This is a genomic window from Glycomyces rhizosphaerae (assembly GCF_042647865.1).
Taxonomy (GTDB): Bacteria; Actinomycetota; Actinomycetes; order Mycobacteriales; family Micromonosporaceae; genus Glycomyces; species Glycomyces rhizosphaerae.
Window position 1 is genome coordinate 1 of the sequence record NZ_JBHRWO010000007.1, and the last position, 26,111, is coordinate 26,111.

Annotated in this window: 25 protein-coding genes and 1 tRNA gene; 20 read left to right on the plus strand and 6 right to left on the minus strand. The window is 69.3% G+C overall.

From position 1 onward, the window contains the following. Positions 1-68: 68 nt before the first annotated feature. Positions 69-144: transfer RNA gene (locus tag ACFO8M_RS06860), tRNA-Arg, on the minus strand. A 103-nt stretch (positions 145-247) separates the two neighbouring features. Here ACFO8M_RS06860 and ACFO8M_RS06865 point away from each other — a divergent pair. From ACFO8M_RS06865 to ACFO8M_RS06905, 9 genes are all read left to right on the plus strand, one after another. Continuing rightward, positions 248-907 carry a metal-sensitive transcriptional repressor family protein gene (locus ACFO8M_RS06865; RefSeq protein WP_387972395.1) on the plus strand — a complete coding sequence of 220 codons (660 nt, stop codon included), beginning with the start codon at positions 248-250 and terminating at the stop codon, positions 905-907. A 52-nt stretch (positions 908-959) separates the two neighbouring features. Beyond that, positions 960-1,325, plus strand: coding sequence for a dihydroneopterin aldolase (gene folB / locus ACFO8M_RS06870; protein ID WP_387972398.1), 366 nt, complete (start codon positions 960-962; stop codon positions 1,323-1,325). After that, positions 1,322-1,846 (plus strand): 2-amino-4-hydroxy-6-hydroxymethyldihydropteridine diphosphokinase, encoded by a 525-nt coding sequence (gene folK, locus ACFO8M_RS06875; RefSeq protein ID WP_387972401.1) that lies wholly within the window; start codon positions 1,322-1,324, stop codon positions 1,844-1,846. Before folB ends, folK begins: the two co-directional genes overlap by 4 nt. Beyond that, entirely contained in the window at positions 1,839-2,417 is a 579-nt protein-coding gene (locus ACFO8M_RS06880; protein ID WP_387972404.1) for a DUF3180 family protein, read from the plus strand. Before folK ends, ACFO8M_RS06880 begins: the two co-directional genes overlap by 8 nt. 193 nt (positions 2,418-2,610) lie before the next feature. After that, the gene (locus tag ACFO8M_RS06885) at positions 2,611-3,792 is read left to right on the plus strand and encodes a hypothetical protein (RefSeq protein ID WP_387972407.1); all 1,182 of its coding nucleotides are present in this window, start codon (positions 2,611-2,613) and stop codon (positions 3,790-3,792) included. Positions 3,793-3,828: 36 nt separating this feature from the next. Then, positions 3,829-5,115 carry a hypothetical protein gene (locus ACFO8M_RS06890; RefSeq protein ID WP_387972409.1) on the plus strand — a complete coding sequence of 429 codons (1,287 nt, stop codon included), beginning with the start codon at positions 3,829-3,831 and terminating at the stop codon, positions 5,113-5,115. Between the two features lie 96 nt (positions 5,116-5,211). Continuing rightward, positions 5,212-5,877, plus strand: coding sequence for a HEAT repeat domain-containing protein (locus tag ACFO8M_RS06895; RefSeq protein ID WP_387972412.1), 666 nt, complete (start codon positions 5,212-5,214; stop codon positions 5,875-5,877). Positions 5,878-5,882: 5 nt separating this feature from the next. Beyond that, positions 5,883-6,890: a HEAT repeat domain-containing protein gene (locus ACFO8M_RS06900; protein ID WP_387972415.1), complete on the plus strand. Its 1,008-nt coding sequence runs from the start codon at positions 5,883-5,885 to the stop codon at positions 6,888-6,890. A 477-nt stretch (positions 6,891-7,367) separates the two neighbouring features. After that, a complete protein-coding gene (locus tag ACFO8M_RS06905; protein WP_387972418.1) occupies positions 7,368-9,260 on the plus strand; it encodes an HNH endonuclease signature motif containing protein in 1,893 nt (630 codons plus the stop codon). A 335-nt stretch (positions 9,261-9,595) separates the two neighbouring features. On the opposite strand, the gene ACFO8M_RS06910 is transcribed toward ACFO8M_RS06905, so the two are convergent. Further along, complete coding sequence (locus tag ACFO8M_RS06910) at positions 9,596-10,063, minus strand: GNAT family N-acetyltransferase (RefSeq protein WP_387973071.1); 468 nt, start codon at positions 10,061-10,063, stop codon at positions 9,596-9,598. 45 nt (positions 10,064-10,108) lie between these two features. Here ACFO8M_RS06910 and ACFO8M_RS06915 point away from each other — a divergent pair, with 45 nt between their 5' ends. Then, a complete protein-coding gene (locus ACFO8M_RS06915) occupies positions 10,109-10,576 on the plus strand; it encodes an SbtR family transcriptional regulator (RefSeq protein WP_387972421.1) in 468 nt (155 codons plus the stop codon). A 64-nt stretch (positions 10,577-10,640) separates the two neighbouring features. Here the strand turns inward: ACFO8M_RS06915 and ACFO8M_RS06920 are convergent, their stop codons facing one another. After that, on the minus strand, positions 10,641-11,591 hold the full coding sequence (locus tag ACFO8M_RS06920) for a phosphotransferase family protein (RefSeq protein WP_387972424.1): 951 nt from the start codon (positions 11,589-11,591) through the stop codon (positions 10,641-10,643). A gap of 108 nt (positions 11,592-11,699) precedes the next feature. Here ACFO8M_RS06920 and ACFO8M_RS06925 point away from each other — a divergent pair, with 108 nt between their 5' ends. Continuing rightward, positions 11,700-12,110, plus strand: a complete 411-nt coding sequence (locus ACFO8M_RS06925; RefSeq protein ID WP_387972427.1) for a hypothetical protein — start codon at positions 11,700-11,702, stop codon at positions 12,108-12,110. Positions 12,111-12,182: 72 nt separating this feature from the next. Here ACFO8M_RS06925 and ACFO8M_RS06930 read toward each other — a convergent pair whose 3' ends face one another. Then, positions 12,183-12,968 (minus strand): DeoR/GlpR family DNA-binding transcription regulator, encoded by a 786-nt coding sequence (locus tag ACFO8M_RS06930; RefSeq protein ID WP_387972430.1) that lies wholly within the window; start codon positions 12,966-12,968, stop codon positions 12,183-12,185. 167 nt (positions 12,969-13,135) lie between these two features. Here ACFO8M_RS06930 and nagA point away from each other — a divergent pair, with 167 nt between their 5' ends. Further along, on the plus strand, positions 13,136-14,251 hold the full coding sequence (gene nagA / locus ACFO8M_RS06935) for an N-acetylglucosamine-6-phosphate deacetylase (protein WP_387972433.1): 1,116 nt from the start codon (positions 13,136-13,138) through the stop codon (positions 14,249-14,251). A 60-nt stretch (positions 14,252-14,311) separates the two neighbouring features. On the opposite strand, the gene ACFO8M_RS06940 is transcribed toward nagA, so the two are convergent. Further along, complete coding sequence (locus tag ACFO8M_RS06940) at positions 14,312-14,932, minus strand: DUF4190 domain-containing protein (protein WP_387972437.1); 621 nt, start codon at positions 14,930-14,932, stop codon at positions 14,312-14,314. Between the two features lie 503 nt (positions 14,933-15,435). Between ACFO8M_RS06940 and ACFO8M_RS06945 the strand changes: the two genes are divergently transcribed. Together ACFO8M_RS06945 and hisC are read left to right on the plus strand one after the other, a co-directional pair. Beyond that, positions 15,436-16,323, plus strand: coding sequence for an RDD family protein (locus ACFO8M_RS06945; RefSeq protein WP_387972440.1), 888 nt, complete (start codon positions 15,436-15,438; stop codon positions 16,321-16,323). Next, positions 16,320-17,381, plus strand: a complete 1,062-nt coding sequence (gene hisC / locus ACFO8M_RS06950; RefSeq protein WP_387972443.1) for a histidinol-phosphate transaminase — start codon at positions 16,320-16,322, stop codon at positions 17,379-17,381. Before ACFO8M_RS06945 ends, hisC begins: the two co-directional genes overlap by 4 nt. Before the next feature lie 126 nt (positions 17,382-17,507). Here the strand turns inward: hisC and ACFO8M_RS06955 are convergent, their stop codons facing one another. After that, a complete protein-coding gene (locus tag ACFO8M_RS06955; RefSeq protein WP_387972446.1) occupies positions 17,508-17,846 on the minus strand; it encodes a helix-turn-helix domain-containing protein in 339 nt (112 codons plus the stop codon). Positions 17,847-18,085: 239 nt separating this feature from the next. Here ACFO8M_RS06955 and ACFO8M_RS06960 point away from each other — a divergent pair, with 239 nt between their 5' ends. The 6 genes from ACFO8M_RS06960 to ACFO8M_RS06985 all read left to right on the plus strand — a co-directional run bounded on the left by ACFO8M_RS06960 (position 18,086) and on the right by ACFO8M_RS06985 (position 26,042). Next, a complete protein-coding gene (locus ACFO8M_RS06960) occupies positions 18,086-18,799 on the plus strand; it encodes an FhaA domain-containing protein (RefSeq protein WP_091037553.1) in 714 nt (237 codons plus the stop codon). Positions 18,800-19,097: 298 nt separating this feature from the next. Further along, complete coding sequence (locus tag ACFO8M_RS06965; RefSeq protein WP_387972451.1) at positions 19,098-19,583, plus strand: FHA domain-containing protein FhaB/FipA; 486 nt, start codon at positions 19,098-19,100, stop codon at positions 19,581-19,583. Positions 19,584-19,654: 71 nt separating this feature from the next. Then, positions 19,655-20,917: a protein phosphatase 2C domain-containing protein gene (locus tag ACFO8M_RS06970; RefSeq protein ID WP_387972454.1), complete on the plus strand. Its 1,263-nt coding sequence runs from the start codon at positions 19,655-19,657 to the stop codon at positions 20,915-20,917. Positions 20,918-21,065: 148 nt separating this feature from the next. Continuing rightward, the gene (locus tag ACFO8M_RS06975; protein ID WP_387972457.1) at positions 21,066-23,000 is read left to right on the plus strand and encodes an FtsW/RodA/SpoVE family cell cycle protein; all 1,935 of its coding nucleotides are present in this window, start codon (positions 21,066-21,068) and stop codon (positions 22,998-23,000) included. Further along, positions 22,997-24,454: a penicillin-binding transpeptidase domain-containing protein gene (locus ACFO8M_RS06980; RefSeq protein WP_387972460.1), complete on the plus strand. Its 1,458-nt coding sequence runs from the start codon at positions 22,997-22,999 to the stop codon at positions 24,452-24,454. The genes ACFO8M_RS06975 and ACFO8M_RS06980 overlap by 4 nt, the downstream gene beginning before the upstream one ends. A gap of 250 nt (positions 24,455-24,704) precedes the next feature. Further along, on the plus strand, positions 24,705-26,042 hold the full coding sequence (locus ACFO8M_RS06985; RefSeq protein WP_387972463.1) for a serine/threonine-protein kinase: 1,338 nt from the start codon (positions 24,705-24,707) through the stop codon (positions 26,040-26,042). Positions 26,043-26,111: the final 69 nt, after the last annotated feature.

Sequence of the window (26,111 nt, forward strand, 5' to 3'; positions counted from 1 at the left end):
ACCTGCATAGCAAAACAGGCCGAACCTTTGCAGGTTCGACCTGTTTCCGATGTCCTGAGACATCACACTGGTGCCCCCGGCAGGATTCGAACCTGCGACGCACGGTTTAGGAAACCGACGCTCTATCCCCTGAGCTACGGGGGCGGCAGTGCCCGAGTTTAACGCATCGTTCGATTACGAGCCCTTGGGAGTTCTGGCGGTTCGGTCCAGGACACCGTCACGGGCAGTGCTTCCGTAGATTGGAGCGGTGACCCCTTTGCCCCCTGGGCGTCCCGACAAGCTCACCGTGTTCGCCCGGTTCCTTCAGTTCAAGCTGCGCATCCCGGTGATCGTCGCGGTGTGCGCCTCGATTCCCGCCGTGTTCCTGACCGTTTGGGGCGAGGGCGACCTGGCTTTCACCGGGAAGGTCATCGGCTGGGTCGCGGGAGCGGTGCTGTGGTTCGAGTCGGTGGTCCTGCTGCTGGCCGCGGAGCACAAGCGGGAATGGCTGTGGCGGCACAAGTGGATGCTCGCGGTGTGCGCGTTGACGTTGTTCAGCCTCGTGGTGGCCGCGGGCGGCGCGCAGGTGCTGCGCCTGGCTTATCTGCTGGGCACCATCCGGGTCCTGCGCGCCAAGCGCATCATCGACGCGGCCGGGGTTCTCGGTCGCCGGCTCAGCCTCGGGATCTGGTGGAAGTCCGGTCTGTTCACGGGTGCGGGCGTGATCGCCGCGGCGGTCGCGGTGGTGCTGCTGGTGGATCCGAACGCCGAGTACCGGGAACTGCTCTCCTGGCTGGACGCGAATCTGCGGCTCCTGCCGATCCTCCTCGCGGGGGCGGTGCTCGCGGTCGCGACTTGGGCGGTCTTCCGCAACCGCGGCGCGGCGAAACGCGCAGCGGCCGAAGCGACGGCGCCCGAGGCCGAATAGCCCGCGGATCGACCTTCCTCGACGAACCCTCCCGTTCGAGTAGGCTCGGCGCGTGGATACCGACCTGATCACCTTGTCCGGCCTGCGGGTGCACGGGCGCCACGGCGTGTTCGACCACGAACGGGAAGCCGGGCAGGACTTCATCATCGACGTCTCCCTGCGGACCTCGACCGCCGAAGCCGCCGCCAGCGACGACCTCAAGCACACCGTCGACTACGGCGCGCTCGCCGACGCCTTGGCCGACATCGTGGCCGGCGAGCCGGTCAACCTCATCGAGACGCTCGCCGAGCGCCTCGCCGACGCCTGCCTCGCCCTCGAACGCGTCGCCTCGGTCGTCGTCACCGTCCACAAGCCGCAGGCGCCCATCGCCCAGCACTTCGCGGACGTCTCCGTCACGATCGAAAGGGCGAGCAGATGACACGCGTCGTATTCAGCATGGGCTCCAACCTCGGCGACCGCGAGGCCGCCCTCACCGCCGCCATCGACGCGGTGAACCCCGTCGCCGTCTCCGAGGTCTACGAGACCACGCCCTGGGGCGGCGACGACGAGCAGCCCACGTACTACAACATCGCCGTCATCGCCGACGACCCCGAACGCAGCGCCGAGGACTGGCTCGCCCTCGGCCAGCGCCTCGAGGAAGAGGCCGGGCGCGTGCGCGACCCCGAGCGTCCGTACGGTCCGCGCACGCTCGACGTCGACCTGATCGCCGTCTACGACGAGGACGGCGCGCATGTGCTCAGCGACGAGCCCCGTTTGACGCTGCCGCACCCGCTGGCGCATCTGCGGGCGTTCGTGCTGGTCCCGTGGTTCGCGATCGACCGTGACGCGGAGCTTCCGGGGAGGGGTCGGGTGAGGGAGCTGCTACGCGATGAGTCCGTCTCGGCGGACGCGCGCGCACTGCGGCGGCTCCACCCGATATGGTCGAAGCATCATGAGTAGTGACGACGAGCACGGTCCCCGACCGAGTCTGCGGCCGACCGCCCCGTCCACCCTCGCGGTGGTCGGTTTGGCCGGTGCCGCGCTGACGATGCTGCTCGCCGCCCGGTACTACCAGCAGGCCCCCGAACTGGCCTGGCACAACTCGGTGGTCATCTTCGTGCTGGCGGCGCTGCTGGCATGGTTGGCCTGGACCACCCGGAAGACCCTGCGCCCCACCAGAAGGCAGGTGCAGGCGGCGAGTGCCGGCGGACGGGTCCCCACCCGAGTCCCCGGCAGGTTGGAAGGTCCGGAGCACGCGCTCCAGATCGCCCGTTTCGCGGTGCTGGCGAAAGCCGCCGCGATCGCCGGTTCCGCCTTCTTCGGCGCCTATCTGGGTTTCACCGTGTGGCTCGCGGTCCAGTCCGGGCGCCTCACCGCTGCGGCTGACGACCTTCCCGAGTCGGTTCTCGGCACTATCGCGTGCGCCGCGCTCACCGCGGCCGCGCTCTGGCTCGAGCATTCCTGCCGCATTCCCCCGCAGGACGACGAGCCGCTCGATAAGAGGGACGACGAGGAGCCGACCCGTCCCTGACCGACCGACCCCGATTGCTCGACCCATCCCCCATATCCCCAATATGTTCGCGCGTTTAGAGGTGCGCCCCATGAAGTTTGACTCCCCGAGTGGAAGTAACAGTCGAAGCGACGATCGCGATTCGACGACTCTGATCAGAACTGACGCAGGGAGGTCGGCGCCATCGGGCGACGACGATGCCCCGTCTGACCGTATGGCCGTGCACGTGGTCTGGGAGATCGGCCTGCTGCTGCTGGCCGGCGGCGTGCTGTTCGCCTTGACCACGTCTTCGGGCGGGCCGTTCGCCGAGGGTTCGTGGACCGGCCTGTTCGCGGCTCTGGCTCCGATCATCATGTTGACGTCGGCGATGGCCGTCTCCTTGCGCGTCGGCGCGGTGAATCTGGCCGTCGGCCCGATCGCGTTGTTCTCGGCGTGGATGTTCGTGGACGCCTCCGGTTCCGGTTCGGCGATGGCGCTGGGCGTGGGCCTGGGCGTCGCGGCGTTCGTCGGGATCGTGCTGGCGACGCTGACGGCATGGCTGCGCGCGCCCGGTTGGGCCGCGAGCGGCGCTGTCGGCGGCGCGATCGGCCTGTGGGCCGGGACCGCCGGCGACCCTTCGTCGTTCATGCTCTCCGAACTGCCGGGCACCGGCGTCCTCGCGGCCCTCGGGGCCGCGACGGGCGTGTCGCTGTTCTTCGGCCTGGTCGGCGCGTTCTCCGGCGTTCGCACCCGGTTGGCGCCGATTCGCCAGACCCCGGTGGGGGAGCGGCATGGACGCGGCGGGCTCGTGTTCGTCGGGATCCTGCTCTCCTCGACGCTGGCCGGCGCAGCCGGTGTGGTGTCCGCGTGGACCGCGGTGCCCGAGGGCGGGGCCGCGGCGCTGCCGGACCCGATCCTGCTGACGGTGGTCGCGCTCGGCGCGGCGCTGCTGGGCGGGACGAGCCTCATCGGCCGCCGCGGCGGCGTGTGCGGCACGGTGTTCGCCGCGACGCTGGTGCTGGCCCTGATGTGGCTGGCCGAGGGGCGGGGCTGGGGTTTCGACCCGAGCTGGATCGCATTGGGCGCCATCGTCGCCGGATTCCTCGTGACGCGCCTCGTCGAGGCGATGAACACGGTGGACGAGTCGGAGCGGGCCTCCACCCGCCGTGCCGGGTCGCTCGCGGACCTGCACGACGACGACCCGCAGCCCGGCGAGCGGGACCGGACCGAGGACTACGACGAGGACTTCGCCGGGCTGGGCTCGGGCGACCCGTGGACCGACACCGGCGGGTTCAGGACCACCGGCGGCATCCCCAAGCAGGGCGCGGGCGCCGATCCCTTCGGCGCCTCGGGGGTCTTCGACGACCTGCGCGACGCGCCGCGCGACGGGTACGGCGCCCCGCGCCACGGACGCTGACCGACGTGATCCCCATCCCCCATAAAGGACACCTCAATGACCTACGTACCCCCTGACCGCGACGAGCCCGCACTCGACGAGACCCGCCAACTCGACATCTCGCCCGCCCCCGCCGCCGACCACCCCAGGACCGCCGACGGCGCCCCCGTCGACCCGTTCGCGGGCCAAGTCCTAGAAGTCGCCGAACCCGCCGAACCGTCCCCGAAGCGCGACCGGATGGCCTTCCAGTTCATCTGGGAGGCGATCCTGCTGCTCCTGACCCTGAACGCGCTGTTCCTGCTCTACCGCCGCGAGAACGAGCTGTTCGGCGACGAGTTCGACGGCCTCATGGACGCACTCAGCCGGCACGCCCTCTACCTCGCCCCGATCCTCTTGACGGCCTTGGCCATCGGAATGTCGCTGCGTCTGGGGGCGGTGAACCTGGCGGTCCCGGCGCTGGCGTTCGCGATCACCGTGGCCACCCCGTTCGAGACGAACGTGTGGATCTACATGGGCTACGTGGCGGGCGCGGCGGTGGTGGCCGGACTGCTCTACGTCCTGCTCGTCGTCGCCTTCCGCGTCCCGGCCTGGTTCTCGGGCCTGGCGATCGGCGTGCTCGTCATCGCGGCCCTCCCGGTCACCGACCGCCTGGCCGACCCCGGGACCTACACCCTGCCCGGCCCGCCGAACGGCCTGTACGTCTTCGGCGGCGCGGCCGTCCTCGCGATCGCGGGCGGCTTCATCGGCCTCGCCCCGGGCATGCGCGACGGCTTCAGCGCCGTCAAGCGCCTCGCCGACGGCGAGGGCGAGCGTGCCGCTTCGTCGGTGTTCCTCCTGCTGGGCGGCACGATCCTGTCGATGCTCCTCGCCGCGGCCGCGGGCTATGTCACGTACATGTACGCCCTCGGCCCGATCGAGGGCGCGAACACCGTCAACTTCGGCCCGTACGGCGTCTACCCGACCGCGGTCGAACCGCAGCTCCTCGCATTCGCCATCGCGCTCCTGGCCGGAACGAGCCTGTGGGGCCGCCGCGGCGGCGTCTTCGGCGCCGTCTTCGCCACGATCGCGGTGTGGGCGGGCCTGATCCTCTGGGACCAGGCCGTGCTCGACGCGGGCGAGGACTCCTGGCAGGCCGACTACTCGCAGGCGATCTTCGCGGGCGTCCTCCTGGTCGCCCTCTTCGTCTCCTTCGCGCTCGACCGGCTGGGACGCCCGAAGGAGCAGGTCGAGCCCGACAACGGGATCTACACGCAGGAAATGCGCCCCTTCGAACCGACCGACTCCGCTGAAGGAACCGGCCTGTTCGAACCGACGCTGCCTGACGCGGCGACGTCGCAGCGCTGACAGCACTTCGCTGAGCGGCCGGTCGCCCTTGCGGCGACCGGCCGCTTCGTTCTCCCCGTTCGCTTGACATTGACACGGTGTCAAGGTCGAGACTGGGTGGCGGAGGTGGTTCCCATCAACACGGAACGCACGAACGCCCAGGCCACACGCCTGGCCGCCGCCGACTCGTCGACGCGGCTCAAGGCCGCGCTCGCGATCGGCTCGGACCCCGATCCGGCGATGCTCGACGCCCTCGTGGCCCATTGCGCCATCGAACCGGACTTCTACGTGCGCGACATGCTCACGTGGGCGCTGACCCGGCTCCCCGCCGACCTCACCGTCCCGCGGCTCCTCGCCGAACTCGACTCGGCGAACCCGCAGGCCCGGAGCCAGGCCCTGCACACGCTCTCCAAGATCGGGGACACCCGCGCCTGGCCCGCGATCACGCGGCCCCTCCTGCGCGACAGCGACGACGAAGTCGCCCGGGCCGCATGGCGCGCCGCCGTCGCCCTCGTCCCGGAAGGACAGGAGCAGGACCTGGCCGTGGAACTGGCCGCACAACTCGGCCGCGGCGAACGACAAGTGCAACGCAGCCTCAGCCGTGCCCTTGTCGCGCTAGGCGAAACGGTCGAACCGATCCTGCAGGCGGCCATGGCGAGCGACGACCCGGTCGTCGCCGCGCACGCGACCGCCACGCACCGGCTCCTCCAGGACCCGGACGCCGCGTTCGAACCCGCCGTCAACGAAGCCAAGCGGATCTTCGCGCTCGGCCCGGAGGCTTGAGCGCCATGCTCATCGGTGAGGTCGCGCGCCGCTCGGGGGTGAGCGCCCGGATGCTCCGGCACTACGAGTCCCTCGGACTGGTGCGCCCGACCGGCCGCACCGTCGGCGGGTACCGCGAATACGCCGACGCGGACATTCGCCGGATCTTCCACGTGGAGAGCCTGCGGACCCTGGGCCTGTCGCTGCGCCAGATCGGCCAGGTCCTCGACGACCCGGGGTTCGCCCCTTCCGCGCTGATCGGCGACCTCATCCGCGAATCCGAACGGCGCCTCGCCCGGGAGAGGGAGCTGCTCAAGCGGCTCCACGCGGTCGACGCGTCCGAGCCCTCCGGCTGGGAGGAGGTACTCCAGATCGTCGAACTCCTCCACGGACTCGGCTCCCCAAGCGCCGCAAGGCGACAGCAGACCGTCCTGTCCCCGGAGGCCGACATGCCCGCGCCGGTCCTGGCCGAGGCGATCCTCAACGAATCCGACCCGCACGTCGCCGGAGCCCTGCACTGGGCCCTGGCCCGAGCGGACGACGACGTCGCCGCGAGCCTCGCCGTCGGCTTGGAGTCCGAGGAGGTCGACGTGCGGCGCCGCGCGATCAGGGGCCTCGCTGAAATCCCCGGAGACGAAGCAGCCCAAGCACTCAGAGACGCCCTCGCCGATCCGGACCCGCACGTCCGCGGGCACGCCGCGCTGGCCCTGGGCGCGCGCGGCAAGCCTGAGGCCGAACCGGTGCTCGTCGCGATGGTCGTGGAGGGCACGAACGACGTCGAAGCGGCGGAAGCCCTTGGGGCGCTGGCGCAAGACCCGGAACGAGCGGACTCGATCAAGCTCGCTTTGACGAACGAACTCGCTGCGTCTTCAACGAACTCCGCAGTACGAATGCGCCTGGTCCAAGCCCTCACCGAACTACCGACCGCCATTGCGCTCGACCTCCTGCACGGATTGGCCGACGACAACGACCAGACCGTCGCCCGAACCGCAGTGGTTCTGGCGGCGATGCTCGAAGAGGAGGGGCGCACGTGACTGTATGGCGCCGAGCGGTCTCGTGAAGGTTCCGCTCCGTTCGCGGGTGTGGTTCAGGCGGCGGCGACAACGAGGTGGGGACTTCCTCGGTCGGTACTCCGGCTTGAGGGTTGGTTGTGGTCGGGGTTCAGGCGGCGGCGACAAAGAGATGGGGACCTCCTCGGCCGGTATTCCGGCTTGAGGGTTGGTTGTGGTCGGGGTTCAGGCGGGCGGCGACAAAAGGGCGATTGGGAGGGTGGGGTGGGTTGTGCGGCCGCCAGGCAGCGCGGGGGGTCGGGGCGCTGGGCGTCGGGTCGGTTGTGGGCGCTGGCCGACACGCCCGACCCCGGGGGACAGTGCTATTGACCTGCCCAAACATCGATGATTCACCCGATTGAGTGATGACAGTCGACCCCTGCCCGGTCTATGCTTGATACAGCACAAACAAGCGAAAACAACCAGATCATTCGAGAACAGCGGAAGGGAGGCGAGACCCCGATGAGCCACTGCACCACCACCCCGATCACAGCCCCAGTCACCGCCCCGGTCGCATCGGACCGCCGCTCCCAGGCCCAAGCCATCCGCACCACCCTCGACAACGCCGCCTCTCTCATCAACACCCAGCACGCGGCAGTCCTCGCCGCGGTGATCGAGATGAAGACCTCTGGGCTGCACCGGTCCGAGTTCGGGTTCTCCGCCCTCCGGGACCTGCTCCTGTCGCAGTTCGACTTCACGTTCAACACCGCAGGATCCATCGCCGCCATCGCCAGACTCTCAGGCAAGTTCCGTCTCCTCGCGGAAGCGGCTACGACAGGGACAGCCCGGATCGACCAGGTCGCCTTCGCGGTCCGCCAGTTGGACAAGACCCCCGCCATGCGCCTGTTCGCCCGCACCCCCTTCACGACACCAGTCCCCTCCCCCTTCGACGCTTCAGTCCAGTGCGCGACACCGGAAGCCATGGTGGCCCAGTACTGCGCCCATGCTTCGTTCAAAGACCTGCAACGCCACCTCGACGAGCTCTGGGCCTCCATCGCCGAAGAAACCGAACTGCTGGACGAGTTGGGCGCACAGTCCCTGCAGCGCCTCGAACTGATGCCCCAAGACAACGGCATGTGGAGCCTCTCCGCCGAACTCTCCGACACCACGGGCCGGTTGTTGGACAAGTACCTGCAGACCGCCTGCCCGCCACCCCGGCAAGAAGACCAAGACAGCGACGGCCTGCTCCCACCCCAGGAGCACCGGCACGCCGAAGCCCTCCACCAGCTCCTCGCCGGCTACGGTTCCTCCCCACAAGCCGCAACAAGACACGGGCACACCGCCACCCTCGACCTCACGGTCGATATCGAGACGTTGCAGGGCAAAGACACCGGCCGCCTCCCGCTACTGGAAGGCGACCCGATCTCGGTTCCCAGGGCGCGCCTCCTGGCTTGCGAAGGCGTGGTGATCCCCTCGGTGTTCAACTACGCCACAGGCGAAGCAGTCGAACTCGGCCGGGCCCTGCGCCTGCCGAACACGGCCCTGCGCAGGAAGCTGGAGCTTGAGCAGCCAGGAGGTTGCGCCTGGTCCGGGTGCGCCCGCCCGGTCGCCTGGACCGAAGCCCACCACATCCAACACTGGGCCGACGGCGGCCCCACAATCGCGGAGAACCTGATCCTGCTCTGCCGGTTCCACCACGGCCGCATCCACACCACCGGCTGGACCGTGACGAAGACCGGCCCCGGCCAAGCCATCATCACCCACCACGACGGCCACCACACCTCCAGCATCGCGAGCGCCCCCGGTGGCAACACCGGGTGCGGCTGCTCCGACTGGCGCACCGACCACGACATGGATGCTGAACACCACGGCACCGACTGGGACGTGTTCCCCACCGGGCTCTACCGGACCGAATGGTCCGAGACCATGAAACCCGACCTCGATGCCCTGGCCGAGGCCATCGACCGGGACCGCGCCCTCAAAGCCATGAAGGCAGCGAGAGCGAAATGCCGAGCGAAGTTCACGACACCGAACCCGGCAAGCCAGGCGAGCGAGGCGACACCGCCGCCGATCATCCAGGCCCCCAGGCCTTCCGAACCGATCGAAGCACCCAAGGCTCTGAAGGTGATGGCTGGCCCGGCCCGGGAGGTCGACTACGGGGAGCCACCGTTCTTACTGTGCCCTCAGCGGGCGACTGCTGAGGGGAAGCGCCGCAACACCAGCAGCGCAGCCCGACACCCGCAAGGGTTCGGGCCCCTCACCATGCCCAGGGAAGAAAGCAGCCCCGGCAAGGACCCGGAACAGGCACCGCCTATAGCCGAAGAGCGAGCCCAGCCCTCCACACACCCCTTTGTCGCTGCCCGCCTGAACCAGAACCCAATCGATCCCACAGGCCGAAGAACTCGTCCGGGTTGACACCACCTCGTTGTCGCTGACTGCCTTGACCGCAAGCCCCGAGACATCGAAGCCGAAGACCAGGCCCAGGACGCAACCACCCCGTTGTCGCTGACTGCCTGAACCACAACCCAATCCAACCGAAGGGCCGAAATCCGAGCCCGGGAGGTCGCTGCCTCCTCGTCGCTGCCGCCTGAACCTCAGCCGTCCAAGAACCGGATCGTCGACATGCCAGCCTTGCCATCGAATGCCTGAACCAGGACCCATTGGGTATGAGAGTCGAAGTCGGATCCGGCAATGAGACGACCTCGTCATCGCTGGCAGGGCGGCGGCCGGTGCGGCGAGTGGTCAGGTGGCTAGTCGCTGAGAGCCTTCAGCGCGGTGTCGCTGAGTCGATAGCCGACCCACTCGTCCATGGGCACTGCGCCGAGCGAGTCGTAGAAGCCGATAGTAGGCGCGTTCCATTTGAGCACTGACCAGTCGATCCGCTGGTAGCCGTTCACCTCGCATATGCGGGCGAGCTCGCGCAGGAGCGCCGCACCGTATCCGGCTCCGCGAGAAGCGGGGTCGACATAGAGGTCTTCGAGGTAGATGCCGTGCTTTCCAGTCCAGGTCGAGAAGTTGAGGAACCAGACGGCGATGCCCGCGATACGGCCGCCGGCCTCGACGACGTGAGCGAAGACCGCGGGATCGGGTCCGAACAAGGCCGCGTCGAGATCGTCGACGGTCGTCTCGACCGCATCGGGTTCGCGCTCGTATTCCGCGAGGTCGCGGATCCGCCGAAGGATTTCCGGCAGGTCGAGTGGATTGGCGCGGCGCAGGATCGCGCCGTCGGCAAGGACGGTGTGCTCGCTCATCGGCACGAGTCTATGACCGGTGATCGGTTTCCCGGCGTCACCCTCAAACCCCGTCGAACCGGCGCGCGGTCATCGGCGGTGATGGTCATCGGGATCGCGGTCTATGAAGGCGAGGTCGCCGAACTGTGCGCCTTCGGTGCGACGCTCGCCGCCGCTCCCGATCCGGCCGAGGCCCTGTTCGGCTGGCTGGAGTCCTTGGCGGGGCATGTCGTAACCAAGGGCGCCTTGGCCTTCACCGGCACCGGGCCGCACACCGATCGACGCACGGCCTTGTTCGACCGGTGGCACGCCTCGATCCGCGCCACCGCCGATCAACTATTCGACCGCGCACGCGCCCAAGGATCGATACGTGAAGACCTCACAGTCTCCGACGTGCTGGCACTGACCAGCGCCGCCGCTACCGCAGCCAACAGAGCCGACGACGCACGCCGCCTCATCGGACTCATCCGCCACGGCATGGAATCTCGACACGATCACTGACGGTGAGCCAAGACCCGTCCCGCGACAATCGACGAAGCATCACACGCGAACTCGAAACGAGTTGTTAGCGGAGACTCGGCCATGGGTGCGGTGGGTCGGCGTGGAGGAAGCGCATGATCTCCAACAGGCGATTGCCGGGCTGGGCGCTCCAGTGCGCGGCCTGTGGGTCCGGTGGGGTCGGGATGCGGCCGATTGCCCAGTGCAGGTGGTGCCGGAGGATGCGGGCGGTCCAGTGCTCGTCGGATTCATCGGGTTCGTCGAGGTAGCCCTCGAGGACCGATGGCACTGCGCGCAAAGGAAGCTTGGCGAACTCGGTCGCCGGGTCGGCCCAGGCGGCGTCGCCCCAGTCGAGGATCGCGGTCAGCCGCTTGGAGTCGGAATCGACGAGCAGGTTGGTGGGGCTGGCGTCGCCGTGGATGATCCGGACCGGTGTGTTTGCGGGGCAACGCGATTCGAGGCGGTCGAACCAGCCGGTGAGCCAGTCGGCGAGGTCGGGGCCGATGTATCCGGCTTCGGCCAGTCGAGAGACATCCGAGCGGGGATCGCCCGCGGTGTCGACTGGAACTTCCGGCAATGCCTCGATGTTCGCGTGCAGGGCGGCCAATTCGGCGCCGAGTTCGCGGTAGGCCGCTCGCCATCGCTCGTCCCCGGGCTCGGTGGGAAGGCCGGGGGTGATGCCGATGGCCCGCCTGAGGACCATGTACGGGGTGTCGAGCACGTCGCGGCCGTCGTCGAAGTCGACCATTTCGGGGGTTCGCACCCCGGCGCGCACCGCCGCTGGGATCACGATCGCCTCCTTGCGGAGGTCGTCGGCGGCTTCCGGTCGTGCGATCCGCAGGACGAGGCGATCACCGAGGAAGTAGACCCGGTTCGCGACGCTTGGAACGGTGCGGCCGAGACGGCGGAGGGATCGATTCGGTGGCGCCGCGCGATTTCGGCGAGTGCTTCGGGGGCGGTCATGCGGCAACGGTATGGGCGTAACCCCAGGTCGGCAACGGTTTTTCCGGCGGAGCACGGTGTCAGCGGGCGTGTCAGGTCGGCGTCAGGGCGGTGCAAGTGCGGGGGCCGATAGTTGCTTCATCAACAAGGAACGCACTACCGACATCGCTGAGGAGCGCACCTCATGACCATCGCCCTTTCCACCCAGGACAAGACCACCATCCGCATCGCCGCTTACGGCGCCGTCACCCTCATGTCGTCCGCGGGCATCGCCGGGTCGGCGCACAAGATCGGCACCGACGGTTCGCTCGCCCTCGCCGCTGCGACCGGCGTGGTCGGGCACGTGATCGCCGAGGCGAAGGCCAAGGAGCTGAAGTTCCCCGGCAAGTCGACGGCCGCGATCGCCGACCAGGTTCTGCCCGCGCTCACCGAGTCGGTCAAGGTCCTGTCGGCGCAGGATGCGGACGAAGCCGAGAACTTCCGCGCCACGATCTTGGTCGCGGTAGAGGCGGCGACGCGGGCGCACAAGGGCGCCCCGAGCCCGACCATGGCCGCGATGTCCCGCAAGATCACCGAAGCCCTCGACGCCGCGTGACCGCAGATCGACCTGTGCCGCCGTGCCGCGGATCCGGAAGGATCCGCATGGCGCGGCGGCTCGATGCGTGGGTCAGACGACGATGACGCGGATGCCCGCTTCTTCGAAGCCGCGCAGCTGCTCCGGCGGGGCGTTGCTGTCGGTCACGAGGGTGTGGACGCGGTCGGTCGGGCAGATGCGGGCGAAGGCGTGGCCGCCGATCTTGGAGCCGTCGGCGATGACGACGACTTTCCGCGCGCGGGCGGCCATGAGGGCGTTTATCGCCGCCTCGCCCTCGTGGTGGCTGGTCGCGCCGAGCTTCATGTCGATGGCGTCGACGCCGAGGAACGCGATGTCGAGGGTGATCTCGCGCAGGATCGGCGCGGCGAGCGGGCCGATCAACTCGTAGGACTGGGGGCGGACCACGCCGCCGACCACGACGACCTTGAGGTGCGGGCGGACGATCAGCTCGTTGGCGATGTTGAGCGCGTTCGTGACGATCGTCAGGCCCGTCGAGCCGGGTGTCGCGACCAGGTCGGTGCGCGTGGCCAAGGACCGCGCCACCTCGGTGATGGTCGTGCCGCCGTTCAGCGCGATCACCTGGCCGGGGCTGACCAGGCCCGCCGCGGCCGTGCCGATGCGGTGCTTCTCCTCCACGTGGCGCGCGGTCTTGTAGCGCAGCGGGAGGTCGTAGGAGATGCCGCCGGCGACGGCGCCGCCGCGGGTCCTCGTGATCATCTGCTGCTGCGAGAGCTGGTCGAAGTCGCGGCGGATCGTCGCCTGCGAGACGCCGAGCCGGTCGGCCGCTTCCTCCACTGTGATGCGACCGGTCTCTGCGAGGATCTCCAGCAGGGTGTTCCACCGGGCATAGCGGTCCACGTCGCTCCTCGGGTCGGGATCGCGGCTGGCGGGCCGCGGTCTGCACGATAGTGTTCGAAGTACGTCTGTAGGCGCTCGGGTCATGCTCAAGCCATGCTCGTGCGCTCACGATCATTGTGCCGCACCGGGGTGGGCCCATACACGCCGGATCGATTGGAAGGAGCGCCGTGGACGGCGTTTTGCTGCCGGCCGTGGGCCGAATCGTCACTCCTGACGGGATCGTCAACGGGACCCTCATCGTCGACGGCGACCGGTTCGAGGGGATCCTGGAGCGCGAGGGCGAGCCCACCGGGTGGGTCCTGCCCGGATTCGTGGACGTCCACTGCCACGGCGGCGGGGGATTCTCGCTCGCGAACGGCGACCCGGACTCCGCCCGCGGCGCCGCCGCCTTCCACGCCTCCCGCGGCACGACCACGCTCGTCGCCTCGCTCGTGTCCTCCACCCACGGGTTCCTGCTCGACGCGACCCGCGCGCTCAAGCCGCTGGTCGCGGACGGGACGCTCGCCGGGGTCCACTACGAGGGGCCCTATATCTCCGCGGCCAAGTGCGGCGCCCACCGTGTGGAAGTCCTGCGCGACCCCGACCTCTCCGAGCTGACCGAGCTCATCGAGGCCGGGAACGGCGCGGTCAAGATGGTGACCATCGCGCCCGAACTCGACGGCGCGCTCGAGGCCATCGAGTTCCTCGACCAGCGCGGCGTGGTCCCCTCGATCGGGCACACGAACGCCAGCTACGAGCAGACCGCCGCGGGGATCGACGCGGGCGCCCAGGCCGCCACCCACCTGTTCAACGCCATGCGCGCTTTCAACCACCGCGAGCCCGGCCCGATCCCGGCCCTGCTCGACGACGAGCGGATCTTCTCGGAGATCGTCGCCGACCCGGTGCACCTGCACCCCGGCACGATGCGCTTCGCCTTCGACACGTCGCTGCCGGCGTGGACGCTGCTGGTCTCCGACGCCATGGACGCGGCGGGCCTCGGCGACGGCCGCTACCAGCTCGGCCGCCATGAGGTCGAGGTCCAGGACGGCGTCGCCACCGTGGCGGGTACGGATGTCATCGCCGGTTCCACCATCACTTTGCTGGACGCGTTCCGCAACGCGGTCCGCCTGGCCGGGCAGTCGGTCGAGGCCGCCTCGCAGATGGCCTCCGCGACTCCTGCGGAGCTGTTGGGGCTCAACGATGTCGGCGCGATCGAGGCCGGGAAGTACGCCGATGCCGTGGTGCTCGACGACGACTTCAACCTGGTCTCGGTCATGCGGCGGGGGAGCTGGCTCCGGGTTTAAGATCCTGGAATGGGCAACGGGCCGAACGTGAACGCGTTCGGCCCGTCTTTCGCGTCAATGTCACATCAGGGTGGTGTCCCAATAGTCGGTGCCGCCGGTGTACAGCAGCAGATAGACCAGACAGAACGTCAAAAATGAGGCTATGCCGAGCACCAGCCCGGTGACGGCCATGCTCTTGTTCGTCGCCTGTCCTTTGTTGACCCTGCTCCAGCCGATCGAGCCGAAGACGACCGCCAGGACGCCCATCGGCCAGGTGAACATGTTGACCCCGGGAATGAACGACAGCACCACCGCGATGATGCCGCAGATCAGGGCGGCTTTGCCCAACCCGTTGCGAGGCTGCTGGAGGTACATCGGCCCGTCACTGTTATAGGTCGGCGGCGGTGGCGGCGGTGGCGGGACCGAGCCGCCCGCGTACGGGCTGTACCCGCCGCCGGAGGGCGGCGGCGCGCCGGGACCGGAGCCCGGAGGCGGGGGAGCGGACGGCATTCCGTGCTGCGGTTCGTCGGCCGGCGGGGTCTCGCCGGGTGTCGCGCCGCGAGGCGTCCGCTCGGAGGAGGGACCCGGCTGGTTCCCCGAGAACGGGGTGGCGCCCTCTTCGGTCTCTCCCCGGCCTTCCGGTTCGGACGGTTCGGGCCGTTCGGGTTCCGGTGGCCCTGGAGTCGGCGGGTACGTCGTCATGGTGGCCTCCTCGGCTCTGCGCGCGCGTGGCGCCGCTGCCCCGCAAGGTAGACCAGGTCCCACGGGTTTCGTGGCGAATCAGGGGAACCGGTGGCAACACCCGGTGGAGTGTGCGTCGTGCATTTGGGAAGTCCGTTCGGATTTTTTGCGGTTAGGGGTTTACTACCCGTCAGTAGACGAGTAGAAATGAGTTACGGATCCGGAAGGACTTCCCGGGGACAAGCTCTCCGCAGATCGGAAGGATTCGTGCACCGCCGCCGAGCACCCACGTGCGACCTGAGCCGTCGGGAGGCACAGCGGGTCCAGCACCTAGGGGCAGGACACCGCTATTAAAGACTTCACGCTTGGTAACTCGGTCGGAAGTGCAGCTTGTTGCGAGCGGCCCAGTCGAGGCAGTAACCGACTGGGCCGTGTCGTTGTCTTCAGGACGTTCGATCCCGCCCCGATGCCGCTGTGGGCGAACTGACTGGGAATGCCGGGCAGAGGCTGCAAGAATGGCCTCGATGACCACGATCGAACCCGGCTGGTACCCGGACCCCGCCGACCCGGCCACCCAACGCTACTGGGACGGCGGCGCCTGGATCGGCAAGCCCGTCCCCGCCGACGCCGAGCCTCCCGCCGAACCCGAACCGGTCGAGCCCGAACCGGAACCCCTCCCCACGTCGTATGGGGACACAGCCACACCGGACGCGGCGGTGCAATCGCTGCCGATGGACCAGCGCTACGGCGAAGGGCCGCCGCCGCGCGTCATCCAGCGCGTCCCCGGCGCGACGCAGCCGCCCGACACGGTCCCGATCCGCTCCCTCGGCGTCACGGTCGGCTGGATCACCCAGCGCGACGTCTCCCGGATCCTCGGCGGCCGCGTCCTGGCCCACCCGGGCCAGCGCTTCGTGGCCCGCATCGTCGACGTCCTGTGCATGCTGGCGCTCAACGCGGTCGTGAACGGCTACTTCATCTATCAGATGATGCAGACGTTCTGGCCGTACTTCCTCGAGGCCGCCGCGGCCTCCGACCCCGCGGACGTGGAAGTCCCCCAACGGCTCTCCGACCAGCTGTGGGTCGTGCTGCTCATCGCCCTGGGCCTGTGGTTCGCCTACGAGGTGCCCGCGACGCTCAACACCGGGCAGACGCTCGGCAAGCGGCTCATGGGGATCAAGGTCGTCTCGCTCGCCCCGGTCAACCTCGGCTGGGGCCGGCTGCTGCTGCGGTGGGCCTATGCGGCGCTGCCGCTCATCTGCTTCCCCTTCGGCGCGGTGCTGTGGATCCTGGACGGGATATGGTGCATCCGAGACCGACCCTTCCGCCAGTGCCTGCACGACAAGTCCCCTGGCACCGCCGTCGTCGAAGTGGGCAGCGAGACGGCCGACCCTGACAAGGAGCCCTCACGATGAGCGATCCTCTGCGTGAAGACCTCGAATCCATCCCGCGCTACGTTCCCGGCAAGGCGATCCCTGACGCCGTGAAACTCTCCAGCAACGAAGTCCCCTACGGGCCGCTTCCCGGTGTGGTGGAAGCCGTCACCGAAGCGGCCGAGACCGTGCACCGCTACCCCGACCTCGGGGTCGTGAAACTGCGGGACGTGCTCTCGCAGCGGCTCGGGCTCCCCGCCGAGCGCATCGTCACCGGCACCGGCTCGGTGGCCCTCATCGGGCACCTCATGCAGGCGGTCGCCAGGCCCGGCAGCGAGGTCGTCTACTCGTGGCGCTCGTTCGAGGCCTACCCGATCGCCGCGACCGTGGCCGGGCTCAAGAGCATCCAGGTGCCGAACACCGCCGACCACCGCCACGACATCGACGCGATGCTCGCGGCGGTCGGTCCGAATACGCGGGCGATCGTGATCTGCAGTCCCAACAACCCGACCGGGCCCGCCGTCACGGCCGAGGAGCTCGACCGGGTCTTCGCCTCCGTCCCCGAGGACGTGCTCGTCGTCGTCGACGAGGCCTACCGCGAGTTCGTGACCGACCCGGCCTGCCCGGACGCGATCGAACGCTATGCGGACCGGCCGAACGCGGTCGTCTTCCGGACCTTCTCCAAAGCGTGGGGCCTGGCCGGGCTCCGTGTGGGCTACATGGTGGCCCGGCCCGATGTGGCCGACGCCGTGAGCCGGTGCGTGATCCCCTTCGCCGTCAACGCGGCCGCGCAGCGGGCCGCGCTCGCGGCGCTCGAAGCGGAGGGGGAGATGCGCCGGCGCGTGGCGCTGGTGACCTCTGAGCGCAAGCGGACCGTCATGGCCGCAAGGGAACTGGTGCCGGACGTGCCGGACTCGCAGGCGAACTTCTTCTGGCTGCCTTTGGGAGAGCGCGCGGTCGCCTTCGCGGCGCACTGCGAGAAGCGCTCGATCCTGGTGCGGCCCTTCGCAGGTGACGGCGTACGCGTCACCATCGGGCTGCCGGAGGAGAACGACGCCTTCCTCGAGGCGCTGCGCGCATTCGTTGAGGAAGAGCGATAAAGAAGTTCGCGCCTTAGAAGAGGGCGAGCGGCAAAGAGAACAGTGCCGTCCGGGGGATCGGACGGTCATTGACGAAGAGTCCGGGCGCCCCACCGGCGCCCGGCTCCGTACTCAAGGGCGAATGAGCTACCTGGCGGAGGTGCGCTCGTTCTCGTTGACGAACGAGTCGTACATCTCGGCGAGGGTCTGCTTCTGCTTCGAGGTGAGCTCGCGGTCGGTGGCGATCGCCAGCGGCATCGCGGAGCCGTTCTCAGGGGTGAAGTTCGCCCGCAGATACATGATCGGGGTGGCCACCCGCAGCGCCAGTGCCAGCTGCCGCAGGACCGCGCCGCTGGGGCGGCGCACGCCGCGCTCGCCCTGGAGGTAGGGGTTGGAGACTCCAGCGGAGTCGGAGAGCTCGCGGAACGAGACGTGGGCGCGTTTGCGCACGTCCCGGACGAATGAGCTGAAGTCACGATCTGTCACCCGCGTCACCATACGCGCCTTCGCCCGGGATCGCCACCCAACCCTGCCTGGCCATCTCGACATTTGGTACTACCGGCCGACATGGGACTCACCCGATCAGACGATATGAAGAGGACTCGGGCAACGGTTGCGTCTCAACCGCTCGCCGACGCTGGAAGCCAGCCGATACCATCGGGTGACGACGCGGCTATTCAAGGGAGCGTCACGGTCCGGATGGTGCCTGACGAGGAGGAGAACCAGTGAGTGTTCTGCAACGCTTGGAAAAACAACTGGAGGGCCTGTTCGAGGGCACCTTCAACAAGATGTTCAAGGGCGTTGTGCACCCGGTCGAGATCGCCAGTGCCATGCAGCGCGAGGCGGAGACCCACAAGGCGGTCCTCGCCGGCGGGCGCGTACTGGTGCCGAACCGCTACGTCATCGACCTCTCCCCGCCCGACCACGACCGTCTCGCCCCGTACGCGGCCGCGCTGGCGCAGGAGTTGGCGCAGTCGCAGGCCGAGTTCATCGGTGAGAACGGTTGGACCGTCTACGGCGACGTGATCGTGGAGATCGAGCGCGGCGAAGGGCTCGACACGGGCATGTTCCGTGTGACCGCTGAAGTCGCGGCCCTGAACGAGGGTGTGGACCAGCCGGTCTCCGGCGGCGGCTACGGCCCCGCCCAGCAGCAGGCCCCCACGGGTCCGGTGCTGGTGACCGCGGACGGCCGCCAGTTCACGGTGGCCCACGGCGCCACGATCATCGGCCGCGGCGAGCAGGCCCAGATCCGCCTGCCCGACGTCGGCATCTCGCGTCGTCATGTGCGCGTTGACTTCGACGGCCGCCAGGTCTCGGTCACCGACCTCGGTTCGACCAACGGCACCCTGGTCAACGGCCAGCGGATCGCCACGGTGAGCATGCAGCCCGGCGACGTCATCCAAATTGGCACGACTTCCCTGACGCTCAGCGCAGGGTAAAGGTCCGCTGTGGACCGGGCGGGCCGCCTGAGAGAAAATCTGAGCTGCGGCCCGCTCGTCGCAAGTACCGCTCCGCAGAGCTCCGCTCCAAGCACTAGCTCCTCACGGGCCTTGCCAGATTTCCACTCAGACGGCCCCGGTGGCCCGGGTCCGCAACCGGTGCGGGCGTCCTCGAAAGCTCTGGGCCGCATGCCGGTAGCTGTCGGATGACCGGCTGGATCCGGCGGCTCGCCTCGGCGGCCGCGCCAGGGTGGGCTACCGTGTCGGGGACCGATCGTTCAGCCGCTGGGAGCGCCGAATGCCTGAGATAGTCCAGACCGTCGCCCGGTTCGGGTTCCTCGTGCTGCTGTGGCTGTTCGTGTTCGCGGCCGCCCGGACGATCACGCGCGACCTGCTCGCCCAGCGCCGTCCCGCGACCGCCGGGCCCGCTGCGGGCCCCGTCTCGGGTCCGCCCGCTCCCGGGCGCGGCCGCCAGGCCGGGCCGCCCGCGCAGGCGGCGCAGTGGCTGGTCGTCACCACCGGTGAGCTCCAGGGCCGCCGGTTCGTGCTCTCGGGCCAGCCGATCTCGATCGGCCGCGCCCCGGATTCGACGATCGTCATCCGCGACGACTTCGCCTCCAACCGGCACGCGCGCGTGCGCCCGCAGGACGGGCAGTGGGTGGTCGAGGACCTGGGCTCCACGAACGGCACCTACCTGGGGCGCGCTAGAGTCACTGCACCCACGCCGGTCCCGCTCGGGGTGCCCATCCGGATCGGGCGTTCCTCCTTCGAGCTGCGTCCCTAGCAGCGCGCGGAACGAGAGACGGCGATGTCGACATCGAACAGCGGGCGTGCCCGCGCTACGGCGGTTGATTCATGAGTTTGCACCTGCGATACGCGGCCATCTCGGACCGCGGGGTGGTGAGGCAAGGCAACCAGGACTCGGTGTTCGCCGGGCCCCACTTCATCGCCGTGGCCGACGGCATGGGCGGCATGGCCGCCGGTGACCTCGCCTCGGCCATCGTCATCAACACCGTCGCCCGCCTGGACGTGCCCCCGCCGCCTGACTCGGTGGTGGACGAGCTGGCCGACGCCGTCGCCGACGCGAATCGCGCGATCCGCCGCGCGGTCGCCGACGACCCGCAGAAGGAGGGCATGGGCACCACGCTCACGGCCCTGTGGTTCGACGGCGAGTGGTTCAACCTCGTCCACATCGGCGACTCCCGCGCCTACCGGCTGCGCGAGGGCGGGTTCGAGCAGATCACCGTCGACGACACCTACGTGCAGATGCTCGTCGACGAAGGCCGCATCACCGCTGAAGAGGCCGAGGTGCACCCGCAGCGTTCGCTGCTGCTGCGCGCGCTCGGCGCCAGCGAGGTCGAGCCGGCGTTCCAGACCATCAAGGGCGTTCCCGGCGACCGCCTGGTCCTGTGCTCGGACGGGCTCTCCGGGCCGGTCTCGGACGCCGAGATCGCCCGCACGCTGCAGAACGCGGCGTCGCCGCAGGAGGCTGCCGAGGTCCTCGTGCAGCAGGCCCTCGACGCCGGGGCCCCGGACAACGTGACCGTGCTCGTCGCGGACGTGGTCGCGGAGGACCCGGGGGAGCAGCGCCAGTTCATCGGCGGTGCCGCCGCCGACGCGCGCCTGGCCGAATCCGACACGGCCGTGCTGCGCGCGGTCAAGGAGGCGGAGGAGTCGGGGCCCGAGGCCGAGTCGGAGACGACGGAGCCGCAGCCGAAGGCCCGCAAGAAGGGCCGCGTGTGGCGCACGATCCTGGCCACGTTCATCGTGCTCGCCCTCGTCGCCGGCGGCGGCGTGTGGTGGGCGCGCACGCAGTACTTCATCGGGGTCTCGGAGGCGGGCACCATCAGCCTTTACCGGGGCCTCCCTTTTGAGGTGGCGGGATACCGGATGGCGTGGCTCGACATCGACTCCGACCGTCCCGCCGCCGACGCCGTGGACTCCGTCGAGTCCGACCTCGAATCCGGGATCGCCGTAGGCGGTTTCGAGGAGGCCGAGCGCGAGTTCAACGAGCTCGTGGACCCCGCCGCCGCCAACGACCAGCTCGACCCGCTGTGCGCCACGGCCGGGGGCACGGAGGCGTCGCCCGCGGCGTCAAAGGACTGTCGCGACGACTGAGCGTGGTCGATGTAGGCTCACTGCGTCCGGGCCCCCGAGGCTCGGAGACCGACTGCTCAGGCGCGCAACCGTTCGCGGCGCATCCGGCCGAGGTGCGCGCGTTCGCGGCGGGTTTGAGTAGAGGAACAGCGAGACGCAAGGGGAATTGATGGCCCAGCCCATGTCGGCGACCGCCCGGCCGGCGGGACCTTCCGAGCCGCCGCTCACCCCGCTGACGGGCATGCCCAAGCGCGTCTTCCGCGAGATCGTCATGCTCGTCATCGGCGGCATCGCGGTGTTCCTGTTCCAGCTCACGATCGACGTGTCGCTTCCCGAGGCCACCACCACCTCGGTGACCTACCTGCTGCCGCTGCTCATCTTCATCGTGTCGTTGTGCGCGTGGGCTTCTGTGAAGTTCCTGGCCCCGTACGCCGACCCGCTGTTCGTGCCGATCGCCGCGTTCCTCACCGGCATCGGCATCGTCTACATCCGCCGCATCGACCGCACCGCGCTGACCGATGAGCCGCTCCCGGTCGACGCGGGCGTCTTCGCCGGTCAGGGCGGGCGCCAGCTCATGTACTACATGGCGGGCGTCGTGCTGCTCACCGTGCTCTTGGCGGTGGTGCGCAACCACCGGGTGCTGCGCGGCTACGCGTACATCCTGCTGTTCGCGGGCATCTTCCTCGCGGCGATCCCGGGCTTCCTGCCCGCCTCGATCTCGTCCTCGGGCGGTTCGAAGAACTGGATCCGCTTCGGCAGTTTCTCGGTGCAGCCCAGTGAGTTCGCGAAGCTGATGCTGCTGATCTTCTTCGCCGTGTACCTGGTGCGCAAGCGGGACATGCTCTCGGTGGCGGGCAAGAAGATCCTGGGGTTGCAGCTGCCGCGCATGAAGGACCTCGGTCCGATCGTGATCGTCTGGGCCGCCAGCCTCGTCATCCTCGTCATGGAGCGCGACCTCGGCACCTCGCTGCTGCTGTTCAGCATCTTCCTCTCGATGCTGTACATGGCGACGCGCCGCGCCTCGTGGATCATCATCGGCCTCACCATGTTCGTGGGCGGCTGCATCGCGATCTACCCGTTCTTCAGCCACCTCCAAGTGCGCGTGGCGATCTGGCTCGACCCGTGGAACCCCGAGTACGTCTACAGCGACGGGTCGACCCCGTCCTCGTGGCAGCTCGTGCAGGGCCTGGTGGCGCTCAACTCGGGCGGCCTCATCGGCAACGGCCCCGGCGCGGGCAACCCGAACATGATCCCCGCCTCCGAATCGGACTTCATCCTCGCGGCCATCGGCGAGGAGGTCGGCCTGCTCGGGCTCGTCGGCATCCTGCTGCTGTACGCGGTCCTCGTCCAGCGCGGCTTCAAGACCGGCCTCATGTCGCGGGACCTGTTCGGCTCGCTCATGGCCGGCGGCCTGGCGTTCCTGGTCGCGTTCCAGCTGTTCGTGGTGTTCGGCGGCGTCACCGGGCTCATCCCGATGACCGGCCAGACCACGATGTTCCTCGCCGCGGGCGGTTCCTCGCTGGTCGGCTCCTGGCTCCTGATCGGCCTGTTCGTCCGCGTCTCCGACGACGCCCGCAAACCCTGGCAGGCCTCGTTCGGCCTTCAGAAGACCGAGGCCCCGCCGGAGTTCCTCGCCGAGCAGGCCGCCAAGCGTGCCGCCGAGCAGGCCGAACTGGCCGCGGTCATGGACTCCGGCCCGATCCCGGGCGGCGACCAGCCGACCGAGCTCATCATCCCCGGGCACCTCCCCGGCGGCCCGGGCAACGGGACCATGGAGGAGAACGTGGTCAGCCCGCCCGGCCCGGTCTCGGGACCGCCCGGGCCCGTCTCCGGTCCGCCCGGACCGTTCTCAGCGCCGCCGACGTCCCCGCCGCCCGCCGGGCCCGGTCCCGGAGGCACCACGCAGTCGCCCGACCCGAACGCGCGCGGCCCGCAGTACCCGCCGCAGACGCCCCCGCCGCCGCCTGGCTCCGCCTACGGCAGCCCGCCCCCGGGACCGCCCGGCAACGCGACGCGTCCGGCCCCGCAGACCCCGCCCCCGCCGCCGTCCTCCGCTTTCGACTACCGACCGCAGCCCCCCGAGACGAAGGAGGGCGGCGAATGAACCCGGCCCTGCGCCGCATGGGCGTCATCGCGCTGATCCTGCTGCTCGCCCTCATGGCCCAGTCCACCTGGGTGAGCTTCTTCCACCACGACGACTACGAGGGCCTGATCAACGCCCGCAGCCTCAACGCCGAGTACGAGGTGCCGCGCGGGCAGATCCTCGCCGGCGGCACGGTGATCGCCGAGTCGATCCCGACCGACGGCGGCTCCTACGGCTACCAGCGGAACTACCCCGAAGGCGACTACTTCGGCAACATCACCGGGTTCAAGTCGATCAACTACGGCGCCTCCAACCTCGAGGCCGAGGAGAACTCGCTGCTCAACGGCACCAGTTCGCTCCTGGCCTTCGACGACTTCTGGGCGACGCTCCTCAAGGAGAACAAGCCCGGCGGCAACGTGGTGACCACCCTCGACCCGGAACTGCAGAAGGCCGCGTACGACGCGATCGCCGATGCCGACGTCAAGGGCGGCGCGGTCGTGATCGACCCGAAGACCGGCAGGATTCTCGCCCAGGCCTCCTACCCGGGCTGGAATCCGACCGAGGTCTCCTCGAACAACGGCGAGACCGCCGAGGACGCGAAGATCGCGCTCGACGAGTCCGGCGACATGCTCGATCTCACCCGCCAGGAGTTCTTCCCGCCGGGCTCGACGTTCAAGACCATCGTGTCCGCCGCGTACATCGAGAACGGCGGCAAGGCCGACGACATGGTCCCGGCCGGGAACGGCTACACCGCGCCGGACACGGACCACGAGATCACCAACTCCAGCGACCAGTGCCCCAACGAGGAGTACACGCTCGAAGAGGCCTTCGCGAAGTCGTGCAACACCACGTTCGCGAAGCTGTGCGTCGAGGAGCTGACCACTGAGCAGATCACCGAGATGACCGAGGCGTTCGGCTTCGGCGAGGCCTACGAGACGCCGCTGGAGACCGTCGCCTCCAGGACCGGTGACCTCTCCGAGGAGGCCTTCCGCGCCCAGGCCTGCATCGGCCAGCAGGAGGTCCGCGAGACCGTGCTCCAGAACGCGCTCATCGCCGCGACCATCGCCAACGGCGGCGAGCGGATGGCCCCGCAGGTCGTTTCGGAGCTCACCGACTCCGAGGGCAACACCGTCCAGAAGTTCTCCGAGGACGACCTGGGCCGCTCGATCGACCTCGACACCGCCCAGGAGCTCGAGATCCTCATGGCGGCCGTCGTGGACGAGGGCACCGGCAGGACCGCCGACATCGACGGCTACGACGTCTACGGCAAGACCGGCACCGCCGAGCACTCCGAGGACGGCGAGAACCCCGACCCCGATCACGGCTGGTTCCACGGCTTCGCGAAGGACAAGGACGGCGAACCCGCCGTCGCCGTCTGCGTGTTCCTCGACTCCTACGGCGAAGGGGCCTCCTCCAAGGCGGCCGAGATCTCCGGGATGCTCATGGAGCAGGTGCTCGAAGGCGCCGACGAATGACCCTGAGCAGGCGGCCCGAGCGAGACCCGCGAACCGCGCACGGGGCCGGCCGCGCCTGGGGCTGATCGCGGCGAAGACACAGTTTCCTCACGATCCCCAAATGCGGCAACCGAAGCGCCAGTCCGAACGTGGATGTTCGTAGAGGTCCGGCCGTGGTGTCGCGCGGCAGTGCCGCCGCATGACAAAACCGGTGCTGAGCGGCCTGCCGTTAGACTGAAGCGTCGATCCCCCGTAGAAATGAGGAGACGCCGTGTTGAGCCCCGAAATGCTCCTCGGGCAACGCTATCGCCTGCGCGAACGCATTGCCGTGGGCGGCATGGGCGAAGTCTGGCGGGCCGAGGACACTGTGCTGGAGCGGACCGTGGCGGTGAAGGCCATGCTGCCCGCGCTCCTGAGCGAACCCGGCTTCGCCAAGCGCTTCGTCGCCGAGGCGAAGACCGTGGCTGCCCTCACCCACCCGCACATCGTCAACGTCCACGACTTCGGCAACGCCGACCTGCCCAGCGGCGAGACCACCGCCTACCTGGTGATGGAGTTCATCGAGGGCAAGTCCCTCGCCGATCTCATCGCCGAACGCGGACGCCTCGACGCCCGCGAGCTCATGCCGATCATCGCCGCGACCGCCGAGGCGCTCCAGCAGGCCCACGAACGCGGCATCATCCACCGCGACATCAAGCCCGGGAACATCCTGGTGCGCGACAGGGACGGCCAGGCCGTCCTCACCGACTTCGGCATCGCCCGCTCGGGCGCCGCGGGGGACCTCACCGCCACCGGCTCGGTCATGGGCACCGCCTCCTACATCGCCCCTGAGCAGGCCGAAGGCACCGGCGTCCTGCCCGCCTCCGACATGTACTCGCTGGGCGTCGTCGCCTTCCACGGCCTCACCGGGCACCGGCCCTTCCAGGCCGAGAACCCGATCGAGCTCGCGCTCCACCATGTGCGCACCCCCGCCCCGCCGCTCCCGCAGGACATCCCGCCGGGAGTGCGGGCGTTCGTCGCGCGGTCGCTGCTCAAGGACCCGCACCAGCGGTTCGCGAGCGCGACCGAGATGGCCGCGCTCGCGCGTGTCGCGGTCGACGCCGCCCCCTCGACCTCGGTGATGCCGCCGGTCGGGCAGCTGCCGCGCCGCGCCGGCGTCGTCAGCATGGGCGGGCCGCCCGCGGGCGTCGCCGAAACTCCACACAATTACAGCCCCGCAGGCTCCGCCGGGGGGCAGATGCCCTCCCCGCAGATGCCGCCGGGGGTGAGCCCGCAAGGGCCCACGCCTCCGGGCGTCAACCTGGGAGCCGTGCCGCCCCCGCCGGCGTCCAAGCCGGTGATGAAGCGGCCGCTGATGCTGGCGGTCGCCGGTGCCGCGGCGCTGGTCCTGCTGGGCGCTATCGTGTTGCTGGCGCTGAACCTCGGCAACGGCGGCGGCACTCCCAACGGCGGCGGCGAGGACCCGAGCAGCCAGATCGAGGAGAGCGCCGACGAGGACACCTCGCCCGAGGACGAGGCCACGACCCCCGACGATTCCGGACAGGAGACCGGCGGGGGACCGGGAGTGGGCGACTGCATGGGCGCTAACCCCAACTGCGACGACCAATAGCGGGCTTTCGGGCCTGTTATAGCGATTAGAATCAAGCCGCGATGAACGGAACACGAGGACGTAAAACGC

Coding starts and splice junctions, on each gene's coding strand:
- ACFO8M_RS06880 (WP_387972404.1), top strand. CDS start 1,839: ATGAGTAGTGACGACGAGCACGGTCCCCGACCGAGTCTGCGGCCGACC.
- hisC (WP_387972443.1), top strand. CDS start 16,320: ATGAGCGATCCTCTGCGTGAAGACCTCGAATCCATCCCGCGCTACGTT.
- folK (WP_387972401.1), top strand. CDS start 1,322: ATGACACGCGTCGTATTCAGCATGGGCTCCAACCTCGGCGACCGCGAG.
- ACFO8M_RS06975 (WP_387972457.1), top strand. CDS start 21,066: ATGGCCCAGCCCATGTCGGCGACCGCCCGGCCGGCGGGACCTTCCGAG.
- ACFO8M_RS06940 (WP_387972437.1), bottom strand. CDS start 14,932: ATGACGACGTACCCGCCGACTCCAGGGCCACCGGAACCCGAACGGCCC.
- ACFO8M_RS06905 (WP_387972418.1), top strand. CDS start 7,368: ATGAGCCACTGCACCACCACCCCGATCACAGCCCCAGTCACCGCCCCG.
- ACFO8M_RS06885 (WP_387972407.1), top strand. CDS start 2,611: ATGGCCGTGCACGTGGTCTGGGAGATCGGCCTGCTGCTGCTGGCCGGC.
- ACFO8M_RS06965 (WP_387972451.1), top strand. CDS start 19,098: ATGCCTGAGATAGTCCAGACCGTCGCCCGGTTCGGGTTCCTCGTGCTG.
- ACFO8M_RS06890 (WP_387972409.1), top strand. CDS start 3,829: ATGACCTACGTACCCCCTGACCGCGACGAGCCCGCACTCGACGAGACC.
- ACFO8M_RS06945 (WP_387972440.1), top strand. CDS start 15,436: ATGACCACGATCGAACCCGGCTGGTACCCGGACCCCGCCGACCCGGCC.
- ACFO8M_RS06980 (WP_387972460.1), top strand. CDS start 22,997: ATGAACCCGGCCCTGCGCCGCATGGGCGTCATCGCGCTGATCCTGCTG.
- ACFO8M_RS06900 (WP_387972415.1), top strand. CDS start 5,883: ATGCTCATCGGTGAGGTCGCGCGCCGCTCGGGGGTGAGCGCCCGGATG.
- ACFO8M_RS06925 (WP_387972427.1), top strand. CDS start 11,700: ATGACCATCGCCCTTTCCACCCAGGACAAGACCACCATCCGCATCGCC.
- ACFO8M_RS06970 (WP_387972454.1), top strand. CDS start 19,655: ATGAGTTTGCACCTGCGATACGCGGCCATCTCGGACCGCGGGGTGGTG.
- ACFO8M_RS06915 (WP_387972421.1), top strand. CDS start 10,109: ATGACCGGTGATCGGTTTCCCGGCGTCACCCTCAAACCCCGTCGAACC.